Source organism: Gemmatimonadaceae bacterium (genome assembly GCA_019752115.1).
In the GTDB taxonomy this organism is placed as follows: Bacteria; Gemmatimonadota; Gemmatimonadetes; order Gemmatimonadales; family Gemmatimonadaceae; genus Gemmatimonas.
This window is the reverse complement of the sequence record JAIEMN010000024.1, coordinates 24,093-43,040: the sequence shown is the minus strand read 5'-3', so window position 1 is coordinate 43,040 and position 18,948 is coordinate 24,093. Positions and strand designations below refer to the sequence as shown.

Here is an 18,948-nt window from a genome sequence, read left to right as displayed (position 1 = left end):
TCGGTATCGACGGAAGATCCCACACTGGACCGCCGCCGGGGCAAAGTTCGCGGCCCCGGGTGGGGCGGGCAAGCCGGGAAATCCCGGGGGCGGGGCCGGTTGGCCGGGTGGCGCCCCCTCCACAGGGTCCGGGAGCCCGACTAGCATTCCCCTATGGAACGGATGTCCTGTCCCCATGTCGGCGTGTCGCGCCGCGGGGTGTTGGTCCGCCGGTGGCGGACGCTCGCGGCCATTGGGCTGCCGCTGAGCCTTGGGCTGGTGCCGCTGGTCACCGCCGGGGCGCAAAAGCAGGTGTCGCTCGTGGTGGCGGCGACCACCGATGTGCACGGACGCATCCGGGCGTGGGATTACTACGCCAATGCCGCCGACCCAAGCCGGACCCTGGCCGGTGCCGCCACCATCGTGGACTCGGTGCGCGCGGCGAATCCGGGGGCCGTCGTGCTCGTCGAAGGGGGCGACATCCTGCAAGGGAACCCGCTCACCTTCGTCGCCGCCAAGGTGGCGCCGCCGGTGGCGCATCCGGTGATCGCCGCGATGAACGTGATGCGCTACGACGCCGCCGTGCTGGGCAATCACGAGTTCAACTACGGGGTGCCGTTCCTGCGCAAGGCGATGAACGACGCGCGCTTCCCGTTTCTCGCCGCCAATATCGAGACGGGACGTGGCAAACCGTTCGTCGCCCCGTGGATGCTCACCGAGCGCAAGATCGACGGCAACCGGATCCGCATCGCGATCATCGGCGCGACGACGCCCGGCTCGAACGTGTGGGACCGGGACAATCTCCGCAGCGCCGAGCTCACGGTCACGGACATCGTGCCGGCGGTGAAGCGCGCGGTGGAGCAGGCGCGTCGCAAGGCCGATGTGGTCATCGTCCTGCTGCATTCGGGGCTCAATGAGCCCGCGAGTTATGACACGGTGACGACTGGACTGCCGTCGGAGAATGTGGCCGCGCGCGTGCCGCGCGACATTCCGGGGATCGATGTCGTGGTCTACGGCCACTCGCACAAGGAGATGGTCGACACGGTGATTGGCGGTGCGCTCGTCATGCAGCCGCGGAACTGGGCGGCCAGTGTGGCGCTGGGCACGATCACGCTGCGGAAGGAGCGCCGCCACTGGAAGGTCGTGGGACACCGGGGGCAGAGTGTGAAGGTGGCCGGGCACGCCGAGTCCCCCATGGTCGTGGCGGCGTCAAATGGCACCCACAACAAGACGCTGCTCTGGGTGAATCAGCCGGTTGGACGAACGGCGACGCCGTGGCGCGCCGACAGTGCTCGGGTGGCCGACCTGCCCATCACAGATCTGGTGAATGAGGTGATGCGCCGGGCGACGGGCGCGGATCTCTCCGCCACCGCGGCCTTTTCGCTCGACGCGGGGCTCGAGCCAGGGAACATCACGCAGGCGATGCTTTCCAAGCTCTACCCGTACGACAACACGCTGCGCGCCGTCCGCATTTCGGGGGCGCAGCTGCGGCTCTTTCTCGAGCACTCGGCGCGCTACTATCGGCAGCTCGCGCCAGACGGCCGGGCGCCCGCGGGCGGGTTGATCGATCCGCAGGTGCCGGGGTTCAACTTCGACGTGGTGTCGGGGGTGGACTACACGATCGATGTGTCGCGACCGGCCGGCAGCCGCATCACGCGCCTCGAGTTCCGTGGCAAGCCGGTGGCGCCGCAGGACTCCTTCACCATGGCCCTCAACAACTATCGGCAGGGCGGCGGCGGAGGCTACGGCATGCTCGCCGGCGCGCCGGTGGTGTTTCAGAAGGACGTCGATATCCGCCAGCTGATCATCGACGAAGTGCAGAAGGCCGGGGTGCTGGACCCGGCCCAGTATGCGCGCCGCAATTGGACGCTCGAACCGGCGGCCGCGCGCGCGATCGCCTTCGACGAGCAAATGCGTGGCCGCAACGCCGAGGCGAGCGGGAGCGCGCCGAGCGCGCCCAAGCCGCCGCCCAAGCCGCCGGTTGACCGGCGATCACCCTCCGGAGGTTTCTGATGTCCGACGCGACTGTCCGCGTCTTCGTGAATGAGCGCGGGGTGAGTGTCCCCGCCGGCGCCACGGCGCTCGATGCGGTACGTGCGCTGCTGCCCGACGAAGCGGCCGCCATCGAAGGCGGGAGCCGCCGCCTCACCGACAGCCGCGGGTTGCCGGTGGAGGCCAGCGAAGCGCTGGTGAATGGCGCGATCTACCGCGTCGTATCCGCGCGGGCGCCGCTGGGCGAGAGTGCGCCCGGCGACGCCGACGAGCACGCGGCATGAGCACGCTGTCGCCCGCCTTCGTTGAAGTCCTGCAGCGGCTCCCCAAGGCGGAGCTGCATTGCCATCTCGATGGCTCGCTGCGCCCCAACACCCTGCACGAGCTGAGCGTGGCGCGCGGCATTGTGCTGCCCGCCCACACCGCCGAAGACCTCGCCGACTGGATGCGCGTGGACGACGCGCACAACCTCGAGGAGTATCTGGCGCGCTTCGAGCGCACGCTGGCGGTGATGCAGACCGCCGCCGAGATCGAGCGCATTGCCCACGAGTTCGTGCTCGACGCGGCGCTCGATGGCGTACGCTACATCGAGGCGCGCTTCTGCCCCGCGCTCAATACGCGTGAAGGGCTGCATCTCGACGACGTGATGGCGGCGACCGCGAAGGGCTTGGCGCGCGGCGAAAAGGAAACGGGTACCGTGGCGCGCATGATCGTCTGCGCGCTTCGCAGTTTCCCGTGGCCCCATGCCATGGAGATGGCCGAACTGGCCGTCGCCTGGAAGGATCGTGGGGTGGTGGCGTTCGATCTGGCGGGTGGCGAGTTCGGGAATCCGGCGCATGTGCACGCGCTGGCCTTTGACTTTGCGCGCGCGAACAACCTCGCCGTGACGGTTCATGCGGGGGAAGGCGACGGGGCGCCGAGCATCGCCGAAGCGGTGCATCGCTGCGCGGCCGACCGCATCGGGCACGGCACGCGGCTGCAGGAAGACCGCGCGCTGCAGCAGTATGTGATTGACCGGCAGATCCCGCTCGAAGTGTGCCCCACCAGCAACGTGCAGACGCGGGTGTCGCCCACCTTTGCCGCGCACCCGCTCAAGCAGTATCTCGAGCGGGGCGCCGTCGTGACGATCAACACGGACAATCGGATGATGAGCGGCGTCTCGCTCACCGAGGAGTACGTGCGCTGCGCCGTCCATCTCGGCTTTGATCTCCGGCAGCTCGCCGCGCTGTCGCTGGCGGCGTTCGATTCGGCGTTTGTGGAGTATCCCACCCGGCAGCGTTTGCGAGCCGAAGCCGCGCGCGAGATCGACGAGATCCTGCGTGACGCCCGGACGCTGTCGCCCATGACCAGCGCATGACCACCGCATGAGCACGCGACGCTACGAAACCATGGATTTCGCCGTCCCCGCGCCCAAGGTCGGCGCCGAAGAGGCCGCGGCGGCAGCCGCCTATATCCGCGAGCGATCCAAGATCGAGATCGCGCCGGTGGCCGGCATCGTGCTGGGCTCCGGGCTCGGCGGCCTGGCCGAACGCATTCAGAACGCCGTGCGCATTCCGTTCTCGCACGTGCCCGGCTTTCCCACCGCGACGGTGGCCGGACACGCGGGGCAGTTGCTCGTGGGCACGCTGGCCGATCGACCGGTCGTCGCGCTCGCCGGTCGCTTCCACATGTATGAGGGGCAGGACGCCGCGCTGGCCGCCTTTCCGGTGCGCGTGCTCAAGGCGCTCGGCGCCCCGGTCTACATCGCCAGCAATGCCGCGGGCGGTGTGCGCCGTACGTTCAATGCCGGCGATCTCATGCTGATCGCCGATCACATGAACCTCATGTTCCGCAATCCGCTCATCGGTGCCACCGAGCCGGGAGACGAGCGCTTTCCGGACATGTCGGACCCGTATGACCTGTCGCTGCGCGCTCTGATGCGGGACGCCGCGCAGCAGGTTGGTGTGCCGCTGCACGAAGGCGTCTACTGCGGCTTGCTTGGCCCGACCTACGAAACGCCGAGCGAAGTGCGCATGCTCGAGCGGCTCGGCGTGGACGCCGTGGGGATGAGCACCGTGCCCGAGGTGATCATGGCGCGTGCGATCGGCATGAAGGTCGTGGCCGTTTCGTGCATCACCAACAAGGCCGCGGGGCTCAGCCACGAAAAGCTGAGCCACGCCGAAGTGATGGAAGCGGGGAAGGCCGTGGCGGCCCACTTCGAAGGGCTCATTACGGAGTTCGTGCGCCGGCTTCCCTGAGACGGCGCACGAACGCTGGCGCGGCTACCGCTGGCTGCGCGTCTGGGTGCGCGGCAAGCTGGCGAGGCGTGACTTGAACGCCTGAAAGCTGCGCGAGTCGCGCGTGAGCGACTTGAGGATCACCGGATCGATCAGCTTGATCTCCTGCTCGGTCGCGGCGATGCGGCTCTCTTCCATCGGGTGCGAGGCGAACCACGTCTCCAGCGCCCCGGGATTCTGCTTCCGCTCTTGCAGGAGGATGCGGAACATGCTGGGCATACCGCGCGGGTCGATGCCGGCACGGGTGACGTACTTCACGCCGAACTTGTCGGCTTCGGCTTCGTCGTCGCGGCTGAACTTGGCAAAGCCCGCGCCGGCGCCCAACTGCACGAGCGCGCCACCGGCGCCCTGACAGGCCGCCGGCGCGAGGATGCACAGCCCGGTCACGCCCACATTCGCCCGCTGGGCGGCGGCCATCTGCTTCATGCTGTGGCGCTGCGTGACGTGCGCGATCTCGTGGCCGATCACGCCGGCCAGCTCCGACATGTTGGTGGTCTTCTCGATGAGCCCACGGTTCACGTAGATGTGCCCACCGGGCACCGCGAACGCGTTGATGTCGCTCTGGTCCACCACGTTGAAGTGCCAGGTGAGGCCGCGGTCGTCGACCACGCGGGCGATGGAATCGCCGAGCACGTTGATGTAGCGGACGACTTCGGGGTCGCGCACCATCGGCAACTGCTGCTCGACCTGCTGCGCGTATTGGTTGCCGAGCGTGACTTCCTCCGCCGTATTGGGGACGCACCCCACGACGAACGTGGATGCCCCCATGAGCGCGGCAGCGGCCAGGGGCCGCGCCGTGCGCGCGTAGCGAGCAAAGATCGGACGAATCATCAGCACTTCGGTGCACTCCTGTCGGACGGTCGCCCGCGGGCGGCGTGGCGGCTATCGTTCAACCGACCCGACCCGCGCGTGGTCTTCCTTCGATACCCCTGGACCGGCGTTTTGGCGCCGGGGTGGCCGTGAAGCTGCTCACACTCGCCCGAGATCTGCAACGCCGGAAGGCCCGCGAACGGCACCAGCAGTTCGTGGCCGAAGGCGTGCGGACCGTGGAAAGCCTGCTGGCGTCGCCGTGCCCGGTGGACGGGGTGCTCGTGGCCGAGGACGCCCGTGACGACGTGCGCGTCGCGGCGCTGATCGACCTGGCCGAGGGGCGGGGGATCGCCGTGCGGACCGTGACGGCGCGCGAGTTCGAAAGCGCGGCCGATACCGATGCGCCGCAGGGGGTGCTGGCCGTGGCCCACATGCCCGAGGCGGCGCTGACGCCGCCGACCGGTCCCTCGGCGCGCTACCTGGTGCTCGACGCCCTGCAGGATCCGGGGAATGTCGGCACGGTGGTCCGAACGGCCGCGGCGCTGGGGGTGACCGCCACGATCGCCCTCCCGGGGACCGTGGATGTCTGGAACGCCAAGGTGGTCCGGAGCGCCATGGGTGCGCTCTTTACCCACACGGTGGTGGCGACGGATTGGGACCGGTGCCAGGCGTTCCTGGCGGAGCAGGGCGCCCCCTGCTGGGCCGCCGACATGGATGGGCAGTCCATCGACGCGCTGGATCGGGCGGCGCTGCCGGCACGGCTGGCGCTCGTGGTGAGCAACGAAGGCGCCGGCCTGTCCCCACATATCGAGGCGGCGGTGGCCGCCCGGGTCGCCATTCCGATGGCCCCCGGGATCGAGTCGCTCAATGTGGCCGTGGCCACCGGTATCCTGCTGCAGGCCCTGCGCCCGGTTCGGCTCCCGGCGACCGGGGCTGTGCCGGTGGCGTGACGGCCCCCTGAGTCGTCTACCCGGCATGCAAGAGGAGATCGTCTACAACGGCCCGCTGACGGCGGGGATCATGGGGCACCTCACCTTCGGCGAGGCGCTCTTCATCTTCGGCTTCGTCTTCGTGATTGGTGCCTCGATCGGGTCGTTCCTGAACGTGTGCATCTCGCGCTGGCCGGCCGAACTGAGTGTCATGCGCCCCGCGTCGCGCTGTCCGCAGTGCGAGCGCCAGATCAAGTGGCACGAGAACATCCCGCTGCTCAGCTGGTTACTGCTGGGCGGCAAGTGCCGCGGGTGCAGCCTGCCGATCTCGCTCCAGTACCCGTTGGTGGAACTGCTGGTCGCCTTGGGCTGGGTGGCCGCCTTTCGCGGGCTCGGGCTCACCTTCGAAGCGCTGCGCGTGTCGGTCTTCGGCACGATTCTCTTTGGCATCGCCGTGACCGATGCCAAGCACTATCTGATCCCCGACGGCTTCACGGTGAGTGGGCTGGTCATCGTGCTGGGGTGTGCGATTGCCAATCTCTTCGTGGAAGAGACCAGTCACTTCGCGACCCCCTGGGCCGCCTTCGTGGGCGCGTGTGCGGGTGCCGGCGCCATCACGATCATCGGATGGATCGCCGAAGTGATCATGAAGCGCGAGGCCATGGGCTTTGGCGATACCACGCTGATGGCGGTCGTGGGTGCCGCCGTGGGCGCCGAGCGGGCCTTCCTCACGATCGTGGCCGGTGCCTTCGTGGGCGCGGTGACGTTCGTGCTGATCGTCGGCCCGATTGCGAAGGTGCGCGCCAGCCGCCGCGGTGAGGAGTTCGCCTTTCCGGATGTCCCCTTTGGCGTCTTCCTTGCGCCTGCTGCGCTGCTGGTCTTGCTTTGGGGGGACGCGCTGATTTCCTGGTACGTACAGCGCGCGTTTTCCGCCTGAGACTGACATGACTGCTTTCCGCTTCGGGCGGCCGCTGCGTGCGGCGGCCTTGGTGTCGTGCCTACCGATCGTCGTGGCCTGCGGCGACAAAGCCAAGACTGGGAGCGGCCCGTACGCCGATCTCGTCGCCGACTTTGTGCCGAAGATCGAGCAGACGATGGGGCTGCCGTTCAAGACGCCGCCAAAGCTCGAGCAGCGCAGCAAGGACGAGGTGGCCAAGTTCGTCCGCGCGCAGCTCGAGAGTGAACGCGGCAAGTCGCAGATTGCCGGGCAGCAGGCGGCCTATCGCATTCTGGGCGTGATTCCCGATACGATGAACCTCGGGGCGCTGCTGCAGAAGCTGCTCGAGGAACAGATCGTGGGCTACTACGATCCCGCCACCAAGGTGCTGTACGTGGTGGATGGCGCGCCGGAGGCGCTCCTCAAGCAGACGGTGAGTCACGAGCTCGTGCACGCGCTGCAGGATCAGTACATCAAGGTGGATTCCATTCAGAATGCCACCGAAGATGCCGACCGGCAGGTCGCGGCACAGGCGGTGCTCGAGGGGCAGGCGGTGTACATGCAACTGCGCATCGACCCGAGTGCCGGCCCCATGCTGAAGATGCCGGGGGGCTGGGACCAGATCCGCGACATGATTCGCGATGGCTCCACGGGGATGCCGGTGTTCGCCTCGGCGCCCAAGACCGTGCGGGAAGGGCTGCTGTTCCCGTATCTCGGCGGCGCCGACTTCGTGCGTCGCTTCATCATGCAGCGCCCCGAGAAGGAGCTGCTCATCGATCTGCCCGTCTCGACGCGACAGATCCTCGAGGACTCGTCGTATTTCACCGACAAGGCCCGTCGAACGGTGCCGGTGACGGTGACGCTTCCCACGCCAGCCAACGGCTCGGTGGTGTTCAGCAATCAGTTCGGCGAGTTCGAGACGCGCCTCAACCTCTCCCAGTTCATCAAGAACCCGGAAGATGTGCGCCGCGCCGCGAGCGGGCTGGCCGGCGATCGCTATGCGGTGATCAAGACGAGTGGCGGCGACGCGCTGGTGTGGGCGACGGCGTGGGATTCGCCGGTGGATGCCGCGGACTTCCTGGATGTGATGGGCGACGCCGCGCGGCGCCGCTACGAACTCCCCAAGCCGGAGGTCGCGGCCGGCGCCACCTCGCGCCGGTTCGACATTCCGGCGACGCCCAAGCGCGGGGCGCGCACGGTGACGCTCTCGTTGGAACAGCGGACGGGGAAGCCCGTAGTGCTGTTCATGGACCTCCCTGCCGGCACCGCCGCGCTGATCGACGCGGCCAAGATCACCCTCGGGCGCTGACCGCCCTGGCGCCCGTGGTAAGTCATGAGTGAGCTCGTGACGGCCGAGGCCGACCTCCCCGCGGCGCTCCGCATCACTCCCGACGACGAAGTCCGTCGGGTCCGGCTGCGGCAGATGAAGCGCGTCGCGACCATCATGCTGGTGGTGGTCGCGCTCGCGTTCCTGGTGACGCGCTATTACGAGAGCCGGTATCCCTGGCTGGGCTATCTGCGCGCGTTCTGCGAGGCGGCCATGGTGGGTGGCATTGCCGACTGGTTCGCCGTCACGGCGCTCTTCCGGCATCCGCTGGGGCTGCCGATCCCCCACACCGCCATCGTCCCCAGCCGCAAGGACCGCATCGGGACGGCGCTCGGCAACTTCGTCCAGCGCAACTTCCTCACGCGCGATGTCGTCGCGTCGAAGCTCGCCGCGATGCGCCTCGGGGAGCGCGCGGCGCAGTGGCTGGCGCGCCCGGAGAACAGTCGCCGCCTGGCGCGCGCCGCGGCGCACGGGCTGAGTGGCGCGGCCAATGTGATGCGCGACGACGATGTGCAGGAGCTGGTGGATCGCGGCATCGTCTCGCGCCTCCGCCGCCTGCAGGCGGCCCCGTTGATGGCGCGTGTCTTCGAGCTGCTCACGGCCGGCGGCCGTCATCAGGCGCTGCTCGATGATGCCCTGCGGCTCGCCGCTCGCTTCCTCGATGAGAACGAGGAGATGATCCGGGAGCGCATCCGTCAGGAGAGCCCCTGGTGGGTGCCGGGGTCAGTGGAGAACCGCCTCGGCGACAAGATTGTGAGCGGGGTGGAGAAGACGCTGGTGGCGGTGGCTGCCGACCCGACGCATCCGCTGCGTGAGCGTTACAACGAGGCGGTGGAGCGGTTCGTGGTGAACCTCCGCGAGAATCCGGAGACGATTGCCCGCGCCGAGCAGATCAAGCTCGATGTGCTCAACCACCCGAGCGTCGCGGAGTTCTCGCGCGAGGTGTGGGGCGAGGTCAAGGAGCGCATCGCGCAGTACGCCGAGAAGCTCGGCGAGGACACCGAGGCGGAGCCCGATCAGCTCGAGCGGTGGCTCGCGGGGCTTGGCACCAAGGTGCTCGAGGATCCCGTGCTCGCCGACAAGGTGAACGGCTGGATCGTGGAGCTGGTGACCTACTCGGTGGAGCAGGCGCGCGAAGAGGTGGCCAAGCTCATTGCCACCACCGTCGCGGCGTGGGATGCCGACGCGACGTCCCGCAAGATCGAACTGCAGATCGGGCGCGACCTGCAGTTCATTCGGATCAATGGGACGATTGTCGGCGGGCTGGTGGGCGTGTTGCTGTACGCGGTCAGCAAGGCGCTAGTGTAGCTCGGAGACGACCTCGCGATCGGTAAAGCCGTCGTCGCCATTGGGGCGCGCGTCGGCCTTCACCGGCGAGGGATGCGGCAGCAGCGCCAGGTGCAGCACCTCATCCATCGTGCTTGCGAAGGTGAACGCCATCTTGTCGCGCACCTCCTGCGGCACGTCGCGGACGTCCTTCTCGTTGCCCTTGGGCATGATCACCTCGCGAAGGCCCGCGCGATATGCCGCGAGGACCTTCTCCTTCACGCCGCCGATCTCGAGGACGCGGCCGCGCAGGGTGACTTCGCCCGTCAGCGCGAGGTCGCGGCGCACGGGGCGGCGTGAGAGCGCGCTGGCGAGGGCGAGCGTGACGGCGATGCCGGCGCTCGGGCCATCCTTGGGGATGGAGCCGGCGGGGAAGTGCAGGTGCATGTCGGCTTCGCGGAACTCGCGATCATCGATGCCAAGCGTCGCGGCGCGCGAGCGGACGAAGCTGTACGCGGCATCCACCGATTCGCGCATCACATCACCCAGCTGGCCGGTGACCGTGAGCTTGCCGGTGCCGGGCATGCGCAGCGCTTCGATGGTCATGAGTTCGCCGCCGGTGCTCGTCCAGGCGAGGCCGGTAACGGCGCCGATCTCCGGCTCCTTTTCGGCTTCTTCCATGGCGAAGCGCGGGGCCCCGAGGATTTCCTCGACGCGGGCCACGCTCATCTCCCACGCGCTGTCGTCGCCGTCGGCCTTCGCGCGCGCGCGCTTGCGCATGAGCGAGGCGATGGAGCGCTCGAAGGTGCGGAGCCCCGCCTCGCGGGAATAGCGCGACGTGATGAAGCTCAGCACCGCTTCGCTCAGGTGCAGGTCTTCGCTGGTGAGCCCGTGATCCTCGAGCAGCCGCGGAATGAGGTAGCGCTGCGCGATTTCGACCTTCTCTTCGATCGTGTAGCCGGCGATGCGGATCACTTCCATGCGATCGCGCAACGGGCCCGGGATGTCGAAAAGGTTGTTGGCCGTGCAGATGAACAGCACGCTCGACAGGTCGAACGGCAGGTTCAGGTAATGATCGACGAACGTGGTGTTCTGACTCGGGTCGAGCACTTCGAGCATGGCGGCGGTCGGATCGCCCGAGGGGCCGCCGTGCGACATCTTGTCGATCTCGTCGATCATGATGACCGGGTCGCGGACCTCCACGCGGCGGAGCGCCTGCAGGAGCAGCCCGGGCATCGAGCCCACGTACGTGCGGCGATGGCCGCGGATCTCGGCTTCGTCGCGGACGCCACCCACCGAGATGCGATAGAACTCGCGGCCGATGGAGTTGGCGATGGCTTCGCCGAGGGAGGTCTTGCCGGTGCCCGGCGGGCCCACGAAGCAGAGAATGGGGCCGGTCGGATCGCCGCCGCGCAGCTTGCGCACGGCGAGGTACTCGATGATGCGCTCCTTGGCCTCGTCGAGCCCGTAATGCCGCTCGTCGAGCGCCTCCTCGACCTTGGCGAGCGCGATGTCCTGATCGCTCGAACTGCGCGCGTTCCAGGGGAGCGCGAGGACCCAGTCGAGATAGGTGCGCAGCACCTGAAACTCGCTCGACGCCGGCGACAGCATGCGCAGGCGCTCGGTTTCGCGGCGCGCTTCGGTCGCCACCTTCTCCGGCAGCTTGGCGTCTTCGATCTTGCGCAGCAGATCCACCGATTCCTTTTCGTTCGGATCGGCTTCGCCAAGTTCGGCCTGAATGGCGCGCAGCTGCTGGCGGAGATAGAACTCCCGCTGGTGCTGCTCGATCTTGATCTCGGTCTGCTTCTTCACGTCTTCCATGACGCGGGCGCGCGCCACTTCGCGCTCGAGGCGCGAGAGGATGAACCGGATGCGCTGGCCGATGTCGAGGCGCTGCAGCACCTCCTCCTTGTCGGCGATGCGGAGGTTCATGTTGGTGGCGGCCAGATCCGCGAAACGCCCCGGGTCGGAGACGTTCATCTTAAGGATCTGCGGCACCTCGTTCGGGATACGGTCCACCAGCTCGGCCAGCGTTTCCGCGGCGGCCACGGTGCGGGCCACGAGCTCGTCGAGTTCGGCCGCATCCGCCGGCGATTCCTTGGCCCCCTGGATCTGCGCGATGGCGTAGGGCGTGACCTGATCGATCGCGTCGATCGTGATGCGCCGGAGCCCCTGGAGCGTGATCTGGACCGTGTCACCCGGCAGGTTGATCCGCTCGTGCACGCGAGCGGCCACGCCCACGCGCCCCACGAAGCGGTTCGGGTCGATCGCATCATCGCCGTCGCCGGACGCCACGACCAGCGCGACCACCAACCCCGACTCCTCGTGCGCGCGGAGCAGCGCGAGGTTTTCCGGGGCGCCCATCTGCACCGCGATCGTTCCCAGGGGATACACGATCGTGGAGCGCAGCGCCATCAGGGGCAGCGTCGGCGGCAGCTCAGCGCGAAGGATTTCCTCCTTCCGCTGGCCACGGGGCATCGCGATGGCGGGAAACTTGGCGTTCGGTCGGGACACGGGCGGGGCAGGTAGGTGACCGTCTATCCTGAGCTGTGACCTTCAGGGCAGCCCTTACGGGCCAATCTAGGGGGATCCGGGTCACGGATCACGCGTGATTCCGACGCAAGGGCGGCGTGGGGTGGCCCGGATCGTTATGCCATTGGAATCTAGGGGGTGCGCCGGGGAGTGGGGATGGAAACCCGCGACCCACGACCTAAAGCCCGGGACCCGGAACCGATCAGTTCTGGGTTCCGGGTTTTTGGTCGTGGGTTTTGGGTTGGGGCGGGGTTTCGGGGGGCCTCGGCCCTGCGTACCCTTCTCTTCATGTTCGACGAACTTTCCGACAAACTCGGCAACGTCTTCGCGAAGCTTCGCGGCCGCGGCGTTCTGACCGAGGCCGATATCAAGGACGGGATGCGCGAGGTCCGCCGCGTCCTGCTCGAAGCCGACGTCAACTTTGCGCTGACGCGCGAGTTCCTGGAGCGGGTCGAGAAGCAGGCCGTGGGCGTGCTGCAGCTCAAGACCGTCCAGCCGGCGCAGCAGCTGGTGAAGATCGTCCACGACGAGCTCACGGCGATGCTGGGTGGCGCGCGCGAGCCGCTCAAGATGAGCTCGGTGCCGCCGACCATCGTCATGATGGTCGGCCTGCAGGGGTCGGGTAAGACGACCACGGCCGGCAAGCTGGCGCGCAAGCTCAAGCTCGAGCACAAGAGCACGCGCCTCGTCGCCGCCGACGTCTATCGCCCGGCCGCCATCGACCAGCTCGAAACGCTCGGCAAGGCGCTCGATGTGCCGGTGTACGCGGATCGCACCACGCAGGACGTGGTCAAGATCGCGAAGGCCGGTATCGATCAGGGCGTGCGGAACCGTGATCGCGTCGTCATCGTGGACACGGCCGGCCGCCTGCAGATCGACGCCGACATGATGGACGAGCTCAAGCGGCTCAAGGCGGCGATCAAGCCGGATGAGATCCTGTTCGTGGCCGACGGCATGACGGGCCAGGAAGCGGTGAAGATCGCGCAGGGCTTCCACGAGGCCCTCGACGTCACCGGCGTGATCCTCACGAAGCTCGATGGCGACGCTCGTGGTGGTGCGGCGCTCTCGATCTACGGCGTGCTGAAGAAGCCGATCAAGTACATCGGCGTGGGCGAGAAGCCCGATGCCCTCGAGGAGTTCCACCCCGAGCGCATGGCCGGCCGCATTCTCCAGATGGGCGACATCGTCTCGCTCGTGGAGAAGGCGCAGGAGTCGTTCGACGCCGCCGAAGCGAAGAAGCTCGAGAAGAAGGTCCGCAAGGAAGGGATGGATCTCGAGGACTTCCTCACGGCCATGCGCCAGATGCAGAAGCTCGGCCCCCTCGAGAACCTGCTCAAGCTGCTCCCGGGCGTGAACTCGAAGATGCTCAAGGACATCAAGGTGGACCCGAAGCGTATGAAGCACATCGAGGCCATCGTGTTGAGCATGACGCCGCAGGAACGGAAGAAGCCCGAGATCCTCAACGGCTCGCGCCGCGCGCGCATCGCGAAGGGGTGCGGCCGCCCGGTGAACGAGGTGAACCGCCTCCTTGAGCAGTTCCGCGATATGCAGAAGATGATGAAGAAGATGGGCGCCGGCGGCGGCGGAAAGGGCGGCGGCATGCCGCGGCTGCCGTTTGGCGGCGGCGGGATGTTTGGGATGCGGTAGTCCGCAGCCCAACCCACAACCCACAACCAAAAACCCGGAACCCTCAACTGATCAGTTGAGGGTTCCGGGTTTTTGGTTGTGGGTCGTGGGTGAACTACTCCCCCGGGGGCACCACCTCATCCAGCCCCGGCCACCCCACCAGATTGTACGTCACCAGCGTCTTCAAGTAGTGCCGCCCCGCGTCACCATGCGCGGCGAGCACCGCTTCGGCGGCGGGCTTCACCTTCTCGGCGGGCGCGTACGGCGCCTCGAGATCTTCGGGCATCACGCCGTTCTCGTGCTTCACGCCGCAGGCGTCGAGGAACGTGATCTGGTACTGCGGCTCGATGTCGACGTACAGCAGCTGCAGCAGCTCGAGCTCGTCCTGCGGCGTGAGCGCGCCGACGCGCAGGCATTCCTTCGCGAGCTTGTCGGGGGGCCACGTCAGGAGCGTCGCGGCGCGGAATCCGCCGCCCTTGGCGGCGAGGCGCTGCGCATAGAGGGCGCGGGCGCCCTTGTGGCGGGCGAGCGCCTGCTGCACCAGCCACAGGCGACGCTCCGGCGTCAGTTGCTTGTAGGGAGAGGGAGTCTTGGCCATGGCGTGCAAGCTAATGGGCGAGGGGCTGCCCGGCGAAGCGGCGCGCCGCCAGCTGGTCCGCCTTCTCCTGGGAGTCGATGCCGGTGGCGATCTCCCGCAGGATGCCCTCATGGATGTCGTACACCAGCCCGTGCAGCAGCGGGCGGTTCCCCTTCTCCCACGCGTGCTGAATGATGGGCGTTTCGGAGAGGTGGTAGAGCTGCTCGAGGACGTTGAGCTCCACCACCCGATCCGACCGCTCCTTGTCGTCGCTGATGGCGTCCAGTTGCGCCTTGTTCCAGCGAATCACGTTGCGGATGGGCTGCAACCAGTGATCCACGAGTCCGTACGACTCGCCGGTCAGCGCCGCCCGCACCCCACCGCACCCATAGTGCCCCGTCACGATCACGTGCTGCACATGGAGCACCTCCACCGCGAACTGGAGCACGCTCATCGCATTGAGATCGCTCGGCAGGACCACATTGGCGATGTTGCGATGGACGAACAGTTCGCCGGGCTCGGTGCCGGTGACGACGTTGGCGGGGACCCGGCTGTCGGCGCAGCCGATGTACAGGAAGAGTGGTTCCTGCCGCAGCGCCTTCTTGTCGAAGTACGCCGGGTCGGCTGCCTTCATGGCCGTGGCCCACTCGCGGTTGTTCTGGATGATCCGGCGGAAGTTGTCCATCGCGGGGCGCGGGGGGCGGGGGCGGGGGGAGGACGGTGCTGGCGCTGCGGCGGGGCGCGCTCAAGTTAGGGGGACTCTAATTGCCCGTCCGGCTCCCTACCAGCATCACCCCGCCTCCATGTCTCGACTCTCCCTGCGGCGCCCGCTGACGACCACGCTCGCGCTGTTCGCGCTGCTGACCGGCTGCCGCGGCAAGGCCGCCTATGATGTGGTCATTCGTCATGGCACCGTGTACGACGGGTCGGGGATGCCGCCGGTGCAGGGGGACGTCGCGATCGTGGGCGATTCCATCGTGGCCATCGGCACCGTGACCGGGGCGGGCACGACCGAGATCGACGCCACGGGCATGGCAGTGGCGCCCGGCTTCATCAACATGCTGAGCTGGTCCAACGAATCGCTCATCGCCGACGGCAAGACCCAGGGGGAGATCCGGCAGGGCGTCACGCTCGAGGTCATGGGCGAGGGCGACTCGATGGGCCCGGTATCGGATACGCTGCTTGCCGACATGACGAACAGTCAGGGCGACATCAAGTACCCGGTGACCTGGCGCACGCTGCGCGGCTATCAGGACTCGCTGGTGAAGAAGGGGATCAGCACGAACATCGCGTCGTTCGTGGGCGCGACGACGGTCCGCATCAATCACGTGGGGTGGGCCAATCGCGAGCCCACGCCCGAGGAACTCAAGGCGATGCAGGCCGAGGTGCGCCAGGCCATGGAAGAGGGCGCGCTCGGGGTGGGCTCGTCGCTCATCTACGCGCCGGCGTTCTATGCAAAGACTCCGGAGTTGATCGCGCTCGTGGAAGCCGCCGCGCCGTACGGCGGCATGTACATCTCGCATCTGCGCAGCGAAGGGGCGCGCTTCGAGCAGGCGGTCGACGAACTCATCGCGATCGCGCAGGCCACCGGCGCGCGGGCGGAGATCTATCATCTCAAGGCCGCCGGCGAAGCGAACTGGCCCAAGATGGCGCGCGTGCTGGCCAAGATCGACTCGGCGCGCGCGAAGGGGCTCGAGATCACCGCCGACATGTACCCCTATACCGCGGGGGCGACCGGGCTCGATGCCGCGATGCCCCCCTGGGTGCAGGAGGGCGGCTACGCGGCGTGGGCCAAGCGACTGCAGGATCCGGCCATTCGCCGGAAGGTCGCGCAGGAGATGCGCACGCCCACCGACCAGTGGGAGAGCCTGCTGCTCATGTCCGGCAGCCCGGAGCGCGTGATCCTCACTGGCTTCAAGAACGACACGCTCAAGCACTATGCGGGCCAGACGCTCGCCGCCGTGGCCAAGATCCGCGGGACCTCGCCCGAAGAGACGGCCATGGACCTCGTGGTGCAGGACGGCAGCCGTGTCGGGACGATCTACTTCATCATCGATGAGGACAATCTCGTGATGGGGATGAAGCAGCCGTGGGTCAGCTTCGGGTCGGATGCCGCCTCCATGGCGCTCGAAGGCGTCTTCCTCAAGAGCAGCACGCACCCGCGAGCGTATGGGACGTTCGCGCGCGAACTCGGCAAGTATGTACGCGATGAGCAGGTGCTCACGCTCACGGAAGCCATTCGCCGCATGACGAGCCTACCGGCGATGAATCTGCGCCTCGCCCGCCGGGGGCAGCTCAAGCCGGGGTTCTACGCCGACGTGGTGGTCTTCAACCCGCAGACGATTCGCGATAATGCCACCTTTGAAGTGCCGCACCAGTACGCGAGCGGGATGCGCGATGTGCTCGTGAACGGCGTGCCGGTGCTCCGCAATGGCGAACATACCGGCGCCACGCCGGGGCGCGTCGTGCTCGGCCCGGGGGCCAAGCGATGAGCACGCGGCGTGAGTTCGTCGCCACCAGCGCGGCAACGCTGGGCGTCGTTGCCGTGGGCGCTCCGTTCGTCCCGAAGCGCCGGGCCTATGATCTGGTGGTGCGCGGCGGCCATGTGCTCGACGGGACTGGTGCCGCGGCCCGGGTGGCCGACATCGCGGTCAGCAACGGGCGGATCGTGGCGGTGGGCGCGACGCTCAAGGACACGGGCCGCGAGGAGATCAATGCGCGCGGGATGACGGTCGCGCCGGGGTTCATCGATATTCACTCGCACGGCGACGGCAACCTGCGCGACGATCCGCGCGTGGAGAGCGTGATCCGGCAGGGGGTCACCACGATGGTGGTCGGTGCCGACGGGAGCTCACGATTTACCGGCGAAGCCGGCGACTCGTTCGCCGATTGGGCCGCGCGCACGCAGGCGCTCGCGCCAGCGGTGAATGTGGCGAGCATGATCGGGCTGGGGAGCGTGCGCGGGAAGGTCGTTGGCGAGATGGACCGCCAACCGACCGCTGCCGAGCTCACGCAGATGACCGCGATGGTGGAACGCGCCGTCGCCGAGGGCGCGTGCGGGGCGAGCACGGGGCTCGAGTACACGCCGGGCGCGTTCGCGAAACTCGACGAGCTGGTCGCGCTCTGCCGCCCGCTCAGTGCGCGGCGACTGAGCTACGCCACGCACATGCGCAACGAAGATGACCAGCTGCTCGAGGCCATCGACGAATCCATCGCCGTGGCGCGCGGCGCGAGGTGCGGCCTGCAGGTGTCGCACCTCAAGCAGCAGGGCACGCGCAACTGGACCAAGATCGATGCCTGCTTCACGCGCCTCGCCGATGCGCGCAAGGCGGGTGTGGACGCGTGGTTCGACGTGTATCCGTATGTCGCCTATTCCACCGGGCTCACGAATCTCTTTCCAACCTGGTCCAAGGACGGCGGCGATGCGGCGTTCCTGGCGCGCCTCACCGATCCCGCCACGGCCGCCCGCATTCGCACCGAGGCGATCGGCAAGGTGGAGCTCATTGGCGGGTGGGACAACGTGCAGATCTCGCGCGTGGCGAACGCCGAGGATCGCGACGCCGAGGGCAAGCGGCTGGGGGCGTGGGCCAAGGTACGCGGGCTCGATCCGTACGAGGCGGCCGTGGGGCTGCTGCAGCGCAACGCGACCGATGTGGGCATGCTCGGCTTCGCGATGAGCGAAGACAATCTCGATCGCCTTCTCGCGCATGACTTCGCGATGGTCTGCTCCGACGGAGGCGGCTTCGCGATCGACGGCCCAACGCGACGCGGGAGTCCGCATCCTCGCGGCGCCGGCACCTTTCCGCGCGTGCTGGGGCGCTATGTGCGCGAGCGGAAGGCGCTCTCGCTGGAACAGGCGGTGCACAAGATGACCCTTCGCCCGGCGCAGCGGGTGCAACTCGCCGATCGTGGCCGCATTGCCGCGAAGATGGCGGCTGATCTGGTGGTGTTCGATCCGGCGACGGTGGCCGATACGGCGACGTTCGCGAATCCCTTTCAGTACCCGATTGGCATTCGCGATGTGGTCGTGAATGGCCGGTGGGCCGTGCAGGGGGGCGAGCACGCGAACGGGCGTACGTCGGGCGGCGTATTGCGAGCGGATACCGGCGCGCGGTAATTGTGGCGGTATGTCGAACTCGCATACCCATCGCCGGCGTGCCGCACGCCTGAGGGCGGGCACCGTGGCCCTGCTCGCCCTGCTCGGATCCCCCGCGGTGATGGCCGCGCAGCCGCGGCTGGCGCCGGTGTCGCTGCGGCCGGTGCGCGCGGCACACCGCGATGCCCCAACCGGGGCGCGGACACGCGCGCCGCTCCCGTGCCCGTTGCGCCAGGGCGCCTGGTGGAAGAATCCGCTGCGCGCGACAGGGGTGATGGCGACCCCGGTCGCGCTCGTGGCGGCCGTGGTCGCCGACCAGCATCGCGGGCGCGCGGCCGCCGGCGCGATGGCCGGGGGCGCGGCGTACGCCGTGGGCGCTACGGCGTACTGGGCTGCGAGCTCCTGCGACAAGGTCGACGGGCTGATGTACCTCTGGACGCCCGTTGCCGCGGCCGCAGGTGCGGTTCTCGCTACGCGGTAATCGACGCGCGCTCATCGCCGCGCGGCGCTGACCCTCAACGCCCGCGCGAAAACCGCGTAGCTTGGACGTGCCGGCCAGGTGGCCGGTCCCGTCCCCAACCCGGTTTTTGCGATGCTTCGT

Annotated in this window: 16 protein-coding genes; 12 read left to right on the top strand and 4 right to left on the bottom strand. The window is 68.1% G+C overall.

Translation table 11 applies throughout. From position 1 onward, the window contains the following. Positions 1-162 precede the first annotated feature (162 nt). From K2R93_12885 to K2R93_12870, 4 genes are read left to right on the top strand one after another with little or no spacing between them, the layout of a single operon-like run. Positions 163-1,992 (top strand): 5'-nucleotidase C-terminal domain-containing protein, encoded by a 1,830-nt coding sequence (locus K2R93_12885; protein MBY0490730.1) that lies wholly within the window; start codon positions 163-165, stop codon positions 1,990-1,992. Next, entirely contained in the window at positions 1,992-2,255 is a 264-nt protein-coding gene (locus tag K2R93_12880) for a hypothetical protein (protein ID MBY0490729.1), read from the top strand. The genes K2R93_12885 and K2R93_12880 overlap by 1 nt, the downstream gene beginning before the upstream one ends. Continuing rightward, complete coding sequence (gene add / locus K2R93_12875) at positions 2,252-3,328, top strand: adenosine deaminase (protein MBY0490728.1); 1,077 nt, start codon at positions 2,252-2,254, stop codon at positions 3,326-3,328. The genes K2R93_12880 and add overlap by 4 nt, the downstream gene beginning before the upstream one ends. A gap of 31 nt (positions 3,329-3,359) precedes the next feature. Next, a complete protein-coding gene (locus tag K2R93_12870) occupies positions 3,360-4,208 on the top strand; it encodes a purine-nucleoside phosphorylase (GenBank protein ID MBY0490727.1) in 849 nt (282 codons plus the stop codon). Between the two features lie 24 nt (positions 4,209-4,232). Here K2R93_12870 and K2R93_12865 read toward each other — a convergent pair whose 3' ends face one another. Next, on the bottom strand, positions 4,233-5,078 hold the full coding sequence (locus tag K2R93_12865; protein ID MBY0490726.1) for a M48 family metalloprotease: 846 nt from the start codon (positions 5,076-5,078) through the stop codon (positions 4,233-4,235). Between the two features lie 128 nt (positions 5,079-5,206). Here K2R93_12865 and K2R93_12860 point away from each other — a divergent pair, with 128 nt between their 5' ends. From K2R93_12860 to K2R93_12845, 4 genes are read left to right on the top strand one after another with little or no spacing between them, the layout of a single operon-like run. Further along, a complete protein-coding gene (locus K2R93_12860) occupies positions 5,207-6,007 on the top strand; it encodes an RNA methyltransferase (protein ID MBY0490725.1) in 801 nt (266 codons plus the stop codon). A 25-nt stretch (positions 6,008-6,032) separates the two neighbouring features. Continuing rightward, on the top strand, positions 6,033-6,923 hold the full coding sequence (locus K2R93_12855; GenBank protein ID MBY0490724.1) for a prepilin peptidase: 891 nt from the start codon (positions 6,033-6,035) through the stop codon (positions 6,921-6,923). Between the two features lie 7 nt (positions 6,924-6,930). Continuing rightward, positions 6,931-8,232, top strand: coding sequence for a hypothetical protein (locus K2R93_12850; protein ID MBY0490723.1), 1,302 nt, complete (start codon positions 6,931-6,933; stop codon positions 8,230-8,232). Between the two features lie 24 nt (positions 8,233-8,256). Continuing rightward, positions 8,257-9,558 carry a DUF445 domain-containing protein gene (locus K2R93_12845; GenBank protein ID MBY0490722.1) on the top strand — a complete coding sequence of 434 codons (1,302 nt, stop codon included), beginning with the start codon at positions 8,257-8,259 and terminating at the stop codon, positions 9,556-9,558. Here the strand turns inward: K2R93_12845 and lon are convergent. After that, positions 9,550-12,030 carry an endopeptidase La gene (gene lon, locus K2R93_12840; protein MBY0490721.1) on the bottom strand — a complete coding sequence of 827 codons (2,481 nt, stop codon included), beginning with the start codon at positions 12,028-12,030 and terminating at the stop codon, positions 9,550-9,552. The two genes, K2R93_12845 and lon, sit on opposite strands and share 9 nt — an antisense overlap. A gap of 306 nt (positions 12,031-12,336) precedes the next feature. Here lon and ffh point away from each other — a divergent pair, with 306 nt between their 5' ends. Then, the gene (ffh, locus tag K2R93_12835; GenBank protein MBY0490720.1) at positions 12,337-13,695 is read left to right on the top strand and encodes a signal recognition particle protein; all 1,359 of its coding nucleotides are present in this window, start codon (positions 12,337-12,339) and stop codon (positions 13,693-13,695) included. A 94-nt stretch (positions 13,696-13,789) separates the two neighbouring features. On the opposite strand, the gene K2R93_12830 is transcribed toward ffh, so the two are convergent. Next, positions 13,790-14,272: a hypothetical protein gene (locus K2R93_12830; GenBank protein ID MBY0490719.1), complete on the bottom strand. Its 483-nt coding sequence runs from the start codon at positions 14,270-14,272 to the stop codon at positions 13,790-13,792. 10 nt (positions 14,273-14,282) lie between these two features. Next, the gene (locus K2R93_12825) at positions 14,283-14,936 is read right to left on the bottom strand and encodes a carbonic anhydrase (protein MBY0490718.1); all 654 of its coding nucleotides are present in this window, start codon (positions 14,934-14,936) and stop codon (positions 14,283-14,285) included. A 118-nt stretch (positions 14,937-15,054) separates the two neighbouring features. Here K2R93_12825 and K2R93_12820 point away from each other — a divergent pair, with 118 nt between their 5' ends. The 3 genes from K2R93_12820 to K2R93_12810 all read left to right on the top strand — a co-directional run bounded on the left by K2R93_12820 (position 15,055) and on the right by K2R93_12810 (position 18,828). Beyond that, a complete protein-coding gene (locus K2R93_12820) occupies positions 15,055-16,743 on the top strand; it encodes a D-aminoacylase (protein ID MBY0490717.1) in 1,689 nt (562 codons plus the stop codon). Next, positions 16,740-18,368, top strand: a complete 1,629-nt coding sequence (locus K2R93_12815; protein ID MBY0490716.1) for a D-aminoacylase — start codon at positions 16,740-16,742, stop codon at positions 18,366-18,368. The genes K2R93_12820 and K2R93_12815 overlap by 4 nt, the downstream gene beginning before the upstream one ends. 64 nt (positions 18,369-18,432) lie before the next feature. Next, positions 18,433-18,828, top strand: coding sequence for a hypothetical protein (locus K2R93_12810; GenBank protein MBY0490715.1), 396 nt, complete (start codon positions 18,433-18,435; stop codon positions 18,826-18,828). Positions 18,829-18,948: the final 120 nt, after the last annotated feature.

Coding starts and splice junctions, on each gene's coding strand:
- K2R93_12880 (MBY0490729.1), top strand. CDS start 1,992: ATGTCCGACGCGACTGTCCGCGTCTTCGTGAATGAGCGCGGGGTGAGT.
- ffh (MBY0490720.1), top strand. CDS start 12,337: ATGTTCGACGAACTTTCCGACAAACTCGGCAACGTCTTCGCGAAGCTT.
- K2R93_12815 (MBY0490716.1), top strand. CDS start 16,740: ATGAGCACGCGGCGTGAGTTCGTCGCCACCAGCGCGGCAACGCTGGGC.
- K2R93_12850 (MBY0490723.1), top strand. CDS start 6,931: ATGACTGCTTTCCGCTTCGGGCGGCCGCTGCGTGCGGCGGCCTTGGTG.
- K2R93_12845 (MBY0490722.1), top strand. CDS start 8,257: ATGAGTGAGCTCGTGACGGCCGAGGCCGACCTCCCCGCGGCGCTCCGC.
- K2R93_12825 (MBY0490718.1), bottom strand. CDS start 14,936: ATGGACAACTTCCGCCGGATCATCCAGAACAACCGCGAGTGGGCCACG.
- K2R93_12870 (MBY0490727.1), top strand. CDS start 3,360: ATGGATTTCGCCGTCCCCGCGCCCAAGGTCGGCGCCGAAGAGGCCGCG.
- K2R93_12830 (MBY0490719.1), bottom strand. CDS start 14,272: ATGGCCAAGACTCCCTCTCCCTACAAGCAACTGACGCCGGAGCGTCGC.
- K2R93_12855 (MBY0490724.1), top strand. CDS start 6,033: ATGCAAGAGGAGATCGTCTACAACGGCCCGCTGACGGCGGGGATCATG.
- K2R93_12865 (MBY0490726.1), bottom strand. CDS start 5,078: ATGATTCGTCCGATCTTTGCTCGCTACGCGCGCACGGCGCGGCCCCTG.
- K2R93_12820 (MBY0490717.1), top strand. CDS start 15,055: ATGTCTCGACTCTCCCTGCGGCGCCCGCTGACGACCACGCTCGCGCTG.
- add (MBY0490728.1), top strand. CDS start 2,252: ATGAGCACGCTGTCGCCCGCCTTCGTTGAAGTCCTGCAGCGGCTCCCC.
- K2R93_12885 (MBY0490730.1), top strand. CDS start 163: ATGTCCTGTCCCCATGTCGGCGTGTCGCGCCGCGGGGTGTTGGTCCGC.